Here is a 12965-nt window from a genome sequence, read left to right on the forward strand (position 1 = left end):
GGCACCGCTGAGGTGCCTTGATGGTTTACTTACTATAACCGATTAGCGCTATTCGGTCACTTGGCGGATTGACGCTGGTACGCCCATCCGATCATCACTGCCCCCGCAATAATCATCGGTAATGACAACAGTTGTCCCATACTGAAAATGCCGGCAAACAAGCCTAGGTGCGCATCTGGCTCACGGAAATACTCCACAATAAAGCGGAACGTCCCGTAGCCAGCCAAGAAAAGCCCTGATACTGCGCCCATCGGTCGCGGCTTTTTGATGTAGAGGTTGAGGATCACAAACAGGGCGACACCTTCTAGCGCAAACTCATAGAGCTGTGAGGGGTGCCGCGGCCAAGGGCCACCACTTGGGAATACCATCGCCCACGGGACATCGGTCACCCGTCCCCAAAGTTCACCATTGATAAAATTCCCTAGACGACCTGCGCCCAGTCCAAACGGTACCAGCGGCGCGATAAAGTCAGCAACAGTAAAAAAGTGACGCTGAGTTTTACGCGCGTACCACGCCATGGCGGTGATCACACCCAGCAAGCCCCCGTGGAAGGACATGCCACCTGTCCACACTTTGAATAAAAACAGCGGATCGGCAATAAAGGCATCAAATTGATAAAATAGGACATAGCCAATGCGTCCCCCGAGCACGACGCCCAAAAAGCCAGCAAAAAGGAGATCGCTGACTTCTTCTTTGCTCCAACCGCTATTCGGTTTGGCCGCACGATGATTCGCAAGCCACAAGGCGAACACAAAGCCAAGTAAATACATTAAACCGTACCAACGCACGGCTACCGGACCAAGTTCAAATAAGATGGGGTCGATTGACGGAAAGGTAATGTAGCCTTCGGCCATGAATGGGATCCTTTATTTCAACAACATGCTGGCGCCGACAATAACAAGAAAGACGGCAAAAATACGTTTTATTTGCGCAGTGGGTAGCCTCACCGCCAGTTGAGCACCGACCCGTGTCATCAATACCGACGTTGACACTACGCCGAGCAACGCAGGCAAATACAAATATCCGACACTGAGCGCGGGCAAGGGTTCCGTTTGACGCCAGCCCAACCACATAAAACTCATCATGCCACCCAGCGCCAACACCGCGCCCCCCGCCGAGGCACTGCCAATGGCTTGGTGCATACTCACTCCGCGCCAATGCAGGTATGGGACGGTAAACGAGCCGCCCCCGATCCCCGCTAAGCTAGAAAGTGTTCCGATCAGCGTGCCCGCAAAGGACAGTCGCAGCCAATGCGGTAAAGGACGCGCGCGATAGGGACGCCGATTGAGCAACATTTGTAGCGCCATGGCGAGCACTATCACGCCAAACAGGCGGGGTGACCAATCGTGTGGCAGCCGATCCGCAAGCCCTGCCCCCAAGACGCCGCCCAGCATCATGCCAGGGACGAGCGCTTTAACCGCCTCAAGATGAACATTCCCCAGACGAAAATGGCGCCAAGCAGAGGCACTCGACGTCAGTACAATGGTCGCGAGCGAGGTAGCGAGCGCAATGGGCATCACCACAGTGGGCGCAATACCGAACACAGGGAGGAGAAAGGTCAGCGCAGGCACGACGACCAACCCGCCACCAATTCCCAGAAGGCCAGACAACGTCCCCACGCAGGCACCCAGCAGCATACACACTACAAAAAGTAGGGCCGTTAAGCTGGTGATCATCGCAGCTGTCCGACTTTGACCAACGCCTCTAACCCTTGCGCGGCCAGAAAGGCTTCAGTGGCAGCGCGGATCTCGTCTGGATGATCCAGAGTTAGCATCTGCTTGGCCTGCGTGACTAAATGCGCGTACGGTAAGCGGCTTAGCAAATACTTAATCTTGGCCACGTTGCGGGTATTCATACTGAGCTGGTGATACCCCAACCCCACCAGCAAAGACGCCCCCACCGGATCGCCGGCTAGCTCTCCACACACACTAACCGGAAGCTGATGACGGGTCCCCACAGCGGCAATCGACGCTAATGCGTGTAATACCGAGGGGTGCAGCGCATCAAAAATATCAGCCACGCGCGCATTGTTGCGATCGACCGCTAATAGATATTGAGTGAGATCATTGGTGCCGACCGAAAGAAAATCGACATCGCGCGCAATGTTATCGAGCTGATAAAGAATAGAGGGAACTTCAACCATGATCCCCAATAAAGGGATATTGATACTTTGCCCAGCTTGGTGTGCCTCTTGGCTGACCTCTTGATAAGCACGGCTAATCAACGCTTTGGCTTCCAATAACTCGTTACGCCCAGAGATCATCGGCAGCAATAGCTTAAGGTTGTTAAAACCAATACTGGCACGCAACATGGCGCGAACTTGAATCAAGAAGATATCAGGGTGGTCGAGGGTAAAACGGATCCCGCGCCAGCCTAAAAACGGGTTGTCCTCTTCAACACTTAAATACGGTAATGGTTTATCGCCGCCAATATCTAAGGTGCGCATCACCACAGGTTTATCAGGGTAACTGGCAAGAATCGCACGGTATTGTTTGACCTGCTCGTCTTCAGACGGAAAACGGCGCTGCATCAGAAACGGCACTTCCGTACGAAAGAGCCCAACACCGTCAACGCCCTGATTGATTGCAATCTGGCTATCGGCGCTTAAGCCGGCGTTTAAGTGAACTTCAATACGCGTGCCATCCTGAGTATGTCCTGGTGCCGCAAGTGCCGTCTCAAACGTAGACTGTAGGCTCGCTTCCTCTTGCACGAGGTGCTGGTATTCATTGATCAATGCCTCAGCGGGCTCGATCATCAACACCCCTTTGTGGCCATCGAGGATCACGGTTTTTTGATGAAGCTTAGCGGGCGAAAAGCTGACGCCCATCACCGCCGGGATCCCCAACGCACGCGCCAAGATCGCGGCGTGTGAGTTCGCCGCCCCTTCTTCCGCCACCACACCAGTGAGCAACGCGCGAGGAATGGACGCTAACATGCCCGCCGTTAGCTCTCGCGCCAACAGCACAATGGGCGTCGAAACCGGTGGTGGACTCCCCGCAGGCGCAATTAAAAAGTAAAGCAGCCGCTGTCCTAACTCTTTCACATCGCCCGCTCGGGCTTTTAGGTAAGGATCATCCATCGCGGCAAAACGGGCAGAAAAGGCTTCAACCGTTTGTCTCACCGCCCAAGTGGCGGCATCCCCTTGTTGGACCCGTACTGTCATGTCTTCACGCAGCATAGGATCGTTAAGCAGATGAACAAACAAATCAAAAATCGCCAGCGCGTCTTTTTGCAGCTCTTTATCAAAGCGTTTACGCAGACGGCGAAACTCGGTACTGGCATCGTCAATCGCCGCGTCCAGTCTGTCGAGTTCACCTTGTGTATCTAGGTGGCAAGCAGGCGCCACCTCTTCAAGCCGCGGTTGAGAGTCATCACACCATGCTTGTGCGATCCCAATGCCCGGCGACGCAGGCATTCCCTCTAGCAACACGGGAGACGGCGCTCCCTGCCAGCCACCTTGGGCATCGGCATGCGCAAACACCACGGCCAACTGCGCGGCTAAGGTCACGAGAAAGGACTCTTCGCTCTCATCAAACTGGCGGGGTTGATGTTGTTGCACCACCAGCACACCCAACACCTTTTTGCGATAAATGATGGGCGTGCCAAGAAAGGATTGAAAGGCATCTTCGCCGGTGGAGGGGAAGGGTTTGAACGCGGGATGCTTGCGCGCGTACGCCAAATTTAAAGGCTCAGCACGCTGACCCACCACACCGACCAAGCCCTCGCCAAATGCCATCGACACTTGTGCACAAGGGTCGAGGCCTTGTGTTGCCATAAGCTCAAACTGTTGGTGTTCGGCATTGGCAAGATAAACGGAGCAGCACTCGGTACGCATCGCCACGCAAGTTTGTTGCACCAAGGTGTGTAACGCCTGCTCAAGATCTGAAGACGCCGCCACACTTTGCACAATATTCCTTAACTGCGTGAGCACCCAATCTCTCCTTACATTTATCCTCGCTTGTGTCGACGCCGAGGTTTGCGTTCTTTAAACGGCATCGCAAGTGGCGCGAATTCTTTCATCGCACGCCGATACACTTCCCGCTTAAATGCCACCACTTGCCGCACTGGATACCAATAGCTCACCCAGCGCCAGCCATCAAACTCTGGTGTCCCCCCGCGCGAGACATTAACGCGTGACTCGTCACATTCAAGTTTGAGCAAAAACCACTTCTGCTTTTGCCCGATACACACGGGCTTGGAATCCCAGCGCACAAGGCGTTTGGGTAACTTGTAGCGTAGCCAATGTCGACTAGTCCCCAAGATGCGTACATCTTTTTTAGTCAGCCCCACTTCTTCATACAATTCCCGGTACATCGCTTGTTCAGGGCTTTCCCCATCATCGATGCCACCTTGTGGAAACTGCCATGAATGCTGACCATATCGACGAGCCCAGAGAACTTGACCGTGGCCGTTACAAATTACTATCCCCACGTTGGGACGATAGCCATCGCCATCAATCACTGGACGACCTCAATGATAAATCTCTACTGAACCTGATTTTTTCACAAAAAGCGGTGAAGGGTAAACAAACATTGTGGATTGAGCGTTGTTTTTGCGCACTCGTCGTCATCTGAGGATAACTCAGCTCCTAACAGGAAGTTATAAACATAGCAATGAGAGTTTGCGCACATTTATTCACGCTTTCTGTGGATAGATTTGTGAAGAAGCCTAGAAAAAGTTCACTTCTCGAACGATCAAGGATCGCGTCATAGAATTAAAAGCGAGCCAAAAAACAATAAATATATTAATAATCAGTTAATTAAATACGCGTCACAACAAAAGGATCTTTTTTAAGATCGAGCGATCGTCAAATACACACAGATCGCTTAAAGATCCACCAATCAGAAAATTATCCACACCAATAGCGCAAAAAAACGGCAAGTTCGCGATTTTTCACATTTTCACCCTCCTTTACGTACTGTATATTTGATCATGACAGTCAGGAATCCTATCAATCATCCTTCATCTGTGGATAACTACAAGCGTACGGATAGGATCATCAAGGGTAGGATCGACTTGCAGCCAATACAGCAGTTCTTGATAATGCACGCTCTCAACGTAACGAGCAGGATCCCAGCACAGTGATACAGCCCCCCGCATCCGAGCAGGTATTGATGGAGCGTGCGCTCGCCCTCGCCGGTCTGACCCTTGGCGAAGTCAGCGAGACACTGTCGATCCCTTGTCCAGCGTCACTCACGCGAGAGAAAGGTTGGATTGGCATGTTACTCGAGGCCTGTTTGGGCGCCAACGCCGGCAGCAAACCCGAACAAGACTTTGCGCATTTAGGCATTGAGCTAAAAACAATTCCGGTCAACGGCGATGGTAAGCCGCTGGAAACCACCTTTGTGTGCGTTGCGCCGCTCACTGGGATCGCGGGGGTGCGCTGGGAAAATAGCCATGTGCGGCAAAAACTGTCACGCGTCTTGTGGATCCCCGTTGAAGGCGAACGCGATATACCGGTATCACAGCGCCGCATTGGCACGCCATTATTATGGTCCCCTAGCCAAGAGGAGGAAGCGCGACTGCGCGCCGATTGGGAGGAGTTAATGGATTGGGTAGCGCTAGGTCGCGTGACGGAAATCACAGCCCGCCAAGGTGAGTCTCTCCAACTACGACCCAAAGCAGCCAACGGCAAGGCCTTGACCGACGCTTTCGGCCCCGATGGTGAGCCGATCCGTACCTTGCCGCGCGGCTTTTATTTACGCACGCAATTCACCCACCAAATCTTGCGTCGTTACTTTGTGGATCCGAAGTAAGTGTCAATCCGCACGCATGACATCCCGCGCGTTTAGGTAAAACATCAAAAACGAATTGGCATATCTTCTCGACAGCTTGGCTCGCCCCCGGTGGCAAACTCATCGTAAGGGTCCATCAAGCGTAATACGCCCTCTTCAATCCCCAGGGCTTTAAGTTTCTCCCCGACTTGCCCGACATGATCAAACTGCATCACCTCACCGGTTTGGTCCGAGCGTAAAGGCTCTAATTCATGCTTCACTTCTACTTCGATCGAGTATTTTGCGCCGCCTGCGTGTGCCATCACATAACATTGTGGACATGAGCGAGGATCCGCGCGCATCCAGGCTTTAAGCTGTGAATAGTTCATCTGACTTTCCTCTAGATTACACTTTTTCGTGTCCATCATGCCTAGCAATAACACCGCGCTCAGACCGATACCATCGGACAGTCCATTTAGTAATGGTCAATATTTAACCAGCTGTCAAGCCGCAGCTAAACCGCTTTCGATCATTTTTAAAATTCTCTACTATGGACTGCCATAGGTCGATTGCAGACAAGGAGAAAGGATGCAATACCACCGTTTGCCCCATTCCTCGCTAGAGGTGAGTAAAGTGTGCTTAGGCACCATGACATTTGGTGAGCAAAATAGTGAAGCTGACGCCCATGCGCAGCTCGATCTTGCCTTTGAGCGGGGCGTGAATTTCATTGATACCGCTGAAATGTATCCCGTTCCCCCCAGCCAATCCACACAAGGTTTAACCGAACAGTACATCGGCAGCTGGTTAGAAAAGTCCGGGAAGCGCGATCGCGTTATCCTCGCCACCAAGGTAGCCGGACCACGCAATGTCCCCTATATCCGTGACAATATGTCGCTTAACCGACGCCATATTCATCAAGCCGTCGAGGATAGCCTGACACGACTAAAAACCGACTATATCGATTTGTATCAAGTGCACTGGCCACAGCGGCATAATAATTGTTTTGGTAAGCTCAATTATCCGTATCAAGATGAACACTCTGGGGTCACCATCCTCGACACGCTGGATGCGCTGCATGAGCTTGTCCAAGCAGGAAAAATTCGTTATATCGGTGTCTCAAACGAAACGCCTTGGGGCGTGATGCGCTATTTGCATCTGGCAGAGAAGCACGGCCTAACGCGTATCGTCTCTATTCAGAATCCTTATAATTTGCTTAACCGCACCTTTGAAGTCGGCCTGTCGGAAATCAGTCATCATGAAGGGGTCGAGTTGCTTGCGTACTCGCCGCTCGCGTTTGGCGCGTTGAGCGGAAAATATTTGCAAGGCGCACGCCCGAAAGGGGCCCGTTGTACACTGCACCAACGCTTCGCGCGCTACTTTACCGAGTCAGGGCAAAAGGCCACGCAAGAATACGTTGATCTTGCCCAACGCCATGGCCTCGATCCTGCACAAATGGCACTCGCGTTTGTGAATAGTCGTCCTTTTGTCGCGTCTAACATCATCGGTGCCACGACGCTAAAACAGCTCGAGAGTAATCTCGATAGCTTGGATCTGACGCTGAGTGACGATGTGCTTGCCGGTATTGATGAGATTGCTAACCGCTATCCCAACCCCTGCCCTTAGATCGCAAACGGCAGCCAAGTTGGCTGCCGCGCAGTGTTTTATTCGAGGATGGGGCGGCGTATCAACCGATACGCCGCTTCCTAGGACCCATTATAACCATCGCCATCGTCGTCGCCATGTCACAAGATAACGTTTGGCCGCAAATTGTGTGCTAACGGGCAAAGCATCTTGCTTGTCAGGCGCAATACCAATATCACGTTGTAGGTGACGATTTAACGCCACATCTGTGTAGCGGTAACGGTGTGTGCTCGCGCGACGCTGACGAATCATATCCAAACGCACCAGCGCTTGGGCTAAGGGTAATAAAGATAGTTGAGTCATGATGGCTCTCCTTTTCGGTTACAGGAGGCCACAGGCATAAAGCGAAGTGGGACTGCAAACTGGCCGCGTTATACCTGCGACCAGTTACAGTTGGACGCAGAGTCAGATGCGTGAGCGGGTATCCTGAGCCAAGTGGTTGGCACAGTGACGCGCAGAGGCAACGATGACATCGAGTTTTTTCATCGGAAAATAAGTCATGGCATTAACCTCCTTGAGCATGTGAATCTGCGTGAATGGAGCTAATAGTATTCAATAACTTATAATTAATATCAATAAGTTATATAAATATTGTTCAAATAAAGCGCAACACTCTGTCTAGCAATAAAGACATGGGGGATTGTGCTGTTAAATCTCTCACGGTTTGATAGTCCGTAGATATTTGTACCACGGCTGGCGAGATGTATGAAAAACCTTTAAACCAGGTTGCTTTGCGAGTAATGATTTAACGTCCTAAAATGTGAAAACCCAGCCTGGCAATAGAAATACTTGAGTCCATCACCATAGGCTCCCACATATACATCCCTGAATCCTTGATACTTCAGTGCAGTCATAACAAAACGCAGAAAAATCGTGCCAACGCCTTGACCTTGATATTGAGGGGCAACTGCAAACGGTTCTAGATACACACTATTATCGGTATGATTTTGCCATCCAGTGCACGCGGCAATCACTGTGTTTGGATAAAGTGGATCGACTAAACAGAAATCTAAATCCTGGCGATAATTAGGTGCGTTTTCCGTTATTTTGTAACTTGATAATAAATCATAATGCGAGCGATCCTGAAACGCCGAAGCGACACATTCCATCCGGCTTTCATACAAGTTGGGGTCGACGAGGGTTCTAAGTCGATAATGACTGGTAGCCAAAGACTGCGTATATTGATTTAAGTCACCGACAAGCAAATACTCCTGTCCGATATCCTTATCGAAGCCATACTCTTTAAGCAACATTATTAGCATGTTATCTTCTTGATCCGCCCAACATGTCATCTTTTTACGTCCATTTTCTAGGCAATAATTTGTCTCCATTGCCCATTCCAGCATTTGCTTCAATAAAGCATATCGATACTCTGAAGATGTAAAGAAAAAACTGTTGAAATCGGCAGCCTCAGAAAGAGCCACACCGACCAGCTTGCCATCATCATCTCGCCACAACGACACATGGTCTTCCCAGTCAGTAATCCCTCTTTTCTCGAACAATGGTTTGACCAAATATCGTGCATATTCAAACCTTCTCGGATGCCAACAGGCATCTACCGTTTTCTGTTTGAACAGCGAATCAAAAAATCGTTCCACTTCCTTAAAAACATCACTATTATATTCACAAACGTTGAGTGGACTGGTCATGTTTATTTCTTTATCACCTCATATTTATAAAATTTTCATAATCACGTGACAAAAACATAGCCCTTAGAATTAAAACGTCACACTGTAATTGTGAATATATAAACTACATTTATATACTTTCTGCCTTTAACCACCAATTAGGGGATTGTGGTCGATACATATAATACCCTTGCATATAGGGGATCGTTACTTTTTTTAGTTTACTAAAAGTCATGTTATCTTCTACACCTTCTGCAACGAGCTTCACATTTTCTTTTCTACCATATCCACATAGGTAGATTAAAAAGTCCATACAGGGTTGCGAGACAATGGACTCACTCACTAGCTTTTTATCTAGTTTGACCTGATAAAGAGGAAGGTTAAACAAACTTGTGATTGCACTCATTCCTGCACCAAAATCATCAATTGAAAGCTTAAATCCAAATCGATTAAGCTCTTCGAGCACTGCGTTAACTTTCATCCCTCCGTCTAATGGATAAGACTCAGTGACCTCCAATACGACGCGTTCAGGGGGTAAGTAGTACATTCTGACAATATTGAGCATGTCTTTGACGACATTAGGGTGAGTGAGTTGCTGGACCGAGATATTGACATTAATCATCGGTCGAGTCTCAAACAATTTATCGTAATCAGTGAGGAATTGGCAGGCTTGTCTGAGCACCTCTAGGCCGAGTGCGTGGATATGGCCCAAATTTTCAGCAATAGGGATAAAGTCACCAGGAGATATTGGCCCCATGATAGGATGCGTCCACCTGGCGAGCGCTTCAAAACTATGTATGTTACCGCTTTTTACCTCAACGATCGGCTGTAATACGATATGAATACTACATTCTTGAATTGCGTTTTCGAGCGAGTCTGTGATCTCAAAATACCGTTCTTCTCTTCTGCATAACCGTTCATCAATGGTCATATCAAAACCAATCATATCTTGTAAACACTGTTCACGACTCGTTTTTTTCACTTGTCGCTTAACTTTTCGATCACAATTGATACATTGAGGCTTATAGGCCTCCTTGGAAATACCACTATAAGCCTCCAGCATATTTCTCCCCTAAAAAAACATTATAAATAGCTAGAATAATAATCTCGCTACCAGTTTTCGAAAAATAACCCGCAACAATAGCCTAGTATGCACATGGATGAGAGCTAAAGTAGAGCTTCAACAAGGCCGCTTCCATATCAAAGCTTTTACTTCGGCACCCATGAATAAAGCCTCGCATATCTTGACGTATCGGCTTATATTTTGGGCTATCTAACATACGTTTATAGTAAACAAGCAACAAACGCTTCCGCTCCTGTAAAGAAACATACTTGTCTACACTGTCAATGTAGGAGTAAAGTCTTATTAAGCTATTCACAACAAGTTCAAAAAAAAGCCGCTCTTTTGTGTCATTTTTGGCGTCTGACATACAACGGTTGCCATCCATCAACACCGACCTCGTTTTAAACTCTGAACCGCTTTACCGTTTCATGCAGGCGTGAGTTCAGACGACCAATTTTCTCGGCTTCTTCTGTGACCACATCACTCCCTTTGCTAATTGACGCTACAATGGTCTTAATCCTATTCATGTTTTCGCTGATATCCGCAGACACCGCTGATTGCTCTTCAGCCGCTGTTGAGATTTGCGTACTGGCATCGTCGGTCTCTTTTGCGTACTCCGCCATCGTTCTCAAGCTTGTAGCCACCTGCTCTTGACCGGAAGCCGTATCAACACACATTTCTTTTGTACGATTAATCGCTGCAGACATTTGTTCGCTACTAGCTAGTAGCGCAGAAAGCACCTTATCGATTTCCTTGGTACTGTCCATTGTCCGACTCGCTAACGTCCGGACTTCATCCGCGACGACCGCGAAGCCTCGTCCCTGCTCACCGGCACGCGCCGCTTCTATTGCTGCATTAAGCGCCAACAAATTGGTTTGCTCTGCAATTTCTCCAATTACTTTCAATGCGTCATTAATGTTGTCACTGCTGGCGTTCATATCGCTTACCAAGGCAACAGAGGCTTCCATATCTTCTAGCAAGCGCTCGTTGAGCGACTGCGCTTTTCTCACCACTTCTTCTGATTGCGCACCTAACTCTGCTGCATCTACAGTGATCTGGGACGCTTTGACCGCGCTTTGTGCGACAGAATGGGCGGTACTGTTCATTTCTTCAATGGCTGTTGCAACTTGCTCAGTTTCAACCGAGTGCTGACCCATACTCTTAGCGTTTTCTTCGGTGAGTGATTGCAAACGCTCGACATTATCGGCTAGCCCTAAGGAGACCTCGACGATATCAGCAACGGCACGATGGACTTTATCAATAAATGCATCAATACCTCGACCAATGTCACCCAAGTCATCATTGCGCTCAAGGTTAAGACGTTTAGTGAGATCGGCTTCACCACTGGAAAGATCCTCTGCCAACACACGAAGAGAGGTGATAGGACGGTACAGCTTATTGATCAACAGATAGAAAGCAGCAATCGCTGCCAGGATGCCCGCAAACACCATGAATATGGTAGTGGTGCGAGTTTTATAAATCGGCGCAAATGTTTTTTCGTCCTCTAGAGCGACGCCCAAAAACCACGTTGTATCAGCAATCTCTAGCGGCACCGAGAAAAATACTTTTTCAACTCCCCCATAGGTATACTCTTGATACTTGGGTTGAGTACTATTGATAACAACCCTCGCAACATTGGAAAAGCCCGCCAGTGATACGGCTTTCTCACCATTAGAAATATTTGGGCTTGACGAGGCGAGAATGGTCGAGTGTCCATCCATAATCACCGCGACTGCCCCATCCATCTCTTGGAAAGACTCAACAATCTTATTCATTTTTGACAAGTCAAAATCAAAAGAGAGGACATCGTTTTCTATTTGAGTGGCCATCGACATCCACATTCTCTCGGCGCCTTTGTAAGCTCGCGTTGTCGCAACGCCATTTGTCGATACCGCCGCTTTATACCACTCTCTATTTCGTGCATCGCCTTTATATATGTGTCCTGGCCAGTCATCACCCTGTTGATTCCAATAAGCCTGACCATTTTTAGAAGTGAATACCACACTATCCGTATTGGTTGAGGCGGCGATATGCTTGACCAGTGCTATTTTATCAGCTGGTAAAGGGTTGCTTTTGTAGTATTCGGATAGATTTGATAGGACACTTTCTTTTTCATCAAAGTAGGAGGAAATGGTTCCGGCATTCGCTTCTACATATTCCCTAACCGTTTTCTCTTTATCCTGCCTAAATGCGTCATAGACATTGAGATATGTCAAAAGACTGACCACCCCTAATGATAAAGATACCAATATCAACACCCCCACAAGGAGCGATTGTCTAAACCCTAACTTCTTCATTCCCCTCTCCCATAAAACTGCTATCTAGGCATTAAAATTTATACAAGACACCAAGAGAAAACATATAGTTATCATCAACTTCCTGTTCAGAGCCTGCTATATATACATCATCTTGCGAGGACTCATAGCCGAGACGAGACATCACATGAATGGTTTCGCTTAAGGGTCGCGTCACGATGCCGCCAAGCTCATATCCCCACTCATGCCCAAAGTCTTTTGGCTCATCACTCTCATCGACATCGAACTCATAATGCTTATAGGTGAGTCCCCCGTATAACCCTGCTTGGATACAGGCATAATCACGCGTTAAGGTCAAACCAAGGGAATAGCCTGTTTTATCGATACCCTCTAATGATAGATGGCTTTTATGTTCTATTGCGTCATAACTCCACCCGGCATAGATTGAGGTACCTTCTAACAGTTGATAGTAATAGGTGAACTGAGCGCCGTTCGCACGTCCGTCGATTATTTCTCCACTGTCATAGAGAGAGTGTCTATACTCAATTGATATTGCATTATGAGTGTTAGAGTAAGCAGAAAAGGAAGCGCACGAGGCCAGCAGTAATAGCAGGTAAAAAGCAGGCGTATTCATCATAAAATACCAGGTAAATAGAACTTAGTC

General features: G+C 48.6%; 12 protein-coding genes. 2 read left to right on the forward strand and 10 right to left on the reverse strand.

Annotation, left to right across the window (positions count from 1 at the left end):
* Positions 1 to 56: 56 nt before the first annotated feature.
* The 4 genes from lgt to rppH are packed head-to-tail and all read right to left on the reverse strand — an operon-like array spanning position 57 to position 4461.
* Positions 57 to 854, reverse strand: a complete 798-nt coding sequence (lgt, locus tag EHW58_RS10890; RefSeq protein ID WP_077578301.1) for a prolipoprotein diacylglyceryl transferase — start codon at positions 852 to 854, stop codon at positions 57 to 59.
* 12 nt (positions 855 to 866) lie between these two features.
* Positions 867 to 1673, reverse strand: coding sequence for a sulfite exporter TauE/SafE family protein (locus tag EHW58_RS10895; protein WP_370517858.1), 807 nt, complete (start codon positions 1671 to 1673; stop codon positions 867 to 869).
* On the reverse strand, positions 1673 to 3931 hold the full coding sequence (ptsP, locus tag EHW58_RS10900) for a phosphoenolpyruvate--protein phosphotransferase (protein WP_370517856.1): 2259 nt from the start codon (positions 3929 to 3931) through the stop codon (positions 1673 to 1675). The genes EHW58_RS10895 and ptsP overlap by 1 nt, the downstream gene beginning before the upstream one ends.
* A 17-nt stretch (positions 3932 to 3948) precedes the next feature.
* Entirely contained in the window at positions 3949 to 4461 is a 513-nt protein-coding gene (gene rppH, locus EHW58_RS10905) for an RNA pyrophosphohydrolase (RefSeq protein WP_370517857.1), read from the reverse strand.
* A 623-nt stretch (positions 4462 to 5084) separates the two neighbouring features.
* On the opposite strand from rppH, the gene mutH reads away from it, so the two are divergent.
* Positions 5085 to 5756 carry a DNA mismatch repair endonuclease MutH gene (gene mutH, locus EHW58_RS10910; protein ID WP_198531454.1) on the forward strand — a complete coding sequence of 224 codons (672 nt, stop codon included), beginning with the start codon at positions 5085 to 5087 and terminating at the stop codon, positions 5754 to 5756.
* Between the two features lie 44 nt (positions 5757 to 5800).
* Here the strand turns inward: mutH and EHW58_RS10915 are convergent, their stop codons facing one another.
* Positions 5801 to 6103 (reverse strand): hypothetical protein, encoded by a 303-nt coding sequence (locus EHW58_RS10915; RefSeq protein ID WP_152796369.1) that lies wholly within the window; start codon positions 6101 to 6103, stop codon positions 5801 to 5803.
* A 199-nt stretch (positions 6104 to 6302) separates the two neighbouring features.
* Between EHW58_RS10915 and EHW58_RS10920 the strand changes: the two genes are divergently transcribed.
* Entirely contained in the window at positions 6303 to 7337 is a 1035-nt protein-coding gene (locus tag EHW58_RS10920) for an NADP(H)-dependent aldo-keto reductase (protein WP_046075087.1), read from the forward strand.
* A 90-nt stretch (positions 7338 to 7427) separates the two neighbouring features.
* On the opposite strand, the gene EHW58_RS10925 is transcribed toward EHW58_RS10920, so the two are convergent.
* The 5 genes from EHW58_RS10925 to EHW58_RS10945 form a co-directional block, all read right to left on the reverse strand.
* Positions 7428 to 7658 (reverse strand): hypothetical protein, encoded by a 231-nt coding sequence (locus EHW58_RS10925; RefSeq protein ID WP_077578297.1) that lies wholly within the window; start codon positions 7656 to 7658, stop codon positions 7428 to 7430.
* A 413-nt stretch (positions 7659 to 8071) separates the two neighbouring features.
* Entirely contained in the window at positions 8072 to 9004 is a 933-nt protein-coding gene (locus EHW58_RS10930; protein WP_152796371.1) for a GNAT family N-acetyltransferase, read from the reverse strand.
* A gap of 109 nt (positions 9005 to 9113) precedes the next feature.
* Entirely contained in the window at positions 9114 to 10046 is a 933-nt protein-coding gene (locus EHW58_RS10935) for an EAL domain-containing protein (protein WP_152796373.1), read from the reverse strand.
* 401 nt (positions 10047 to 10447) lie between these two features.
* The gene (locus tag EHW58_RS10940; protein ID WP_152796376.1) at positions 10448 to 12343 is read right to left on the reverse strand and encodes a methyl-accepting chemotaxis protein; all 1896 of its coding nucleotides are present in this window, start codon (positions 12341 to 12343) and stop codon (positions 10448 to 10450) included.
* Positions 12344 to 12374: 31 nt separating this feature from the next.
* Positions 12375 to 12938 (reverse strand): hypothetical protein, encoded by a 564-nt coding sequence (locus tag EHW58_RS10945; protein ID WP_152796378.1) that lies wholly within the window; start codon positions 12936 to 12938, stop codon positions 12375 to 12377.
* Between the last annotated feature and the right edge of the window lie 27 nt (positions 12939 to 12965).

Origin of the sequence: Salinivibrio sp. VYel1 (assembly GCF_009377945.1) — a bacterium.
Taxonomy (GTDB): Bacteria; Pseudomonadota; Gammaproteobacteria; order Enterobacterales; family Vibrionaceae; genus Salinivibrio; species Salinivibrio siamensis.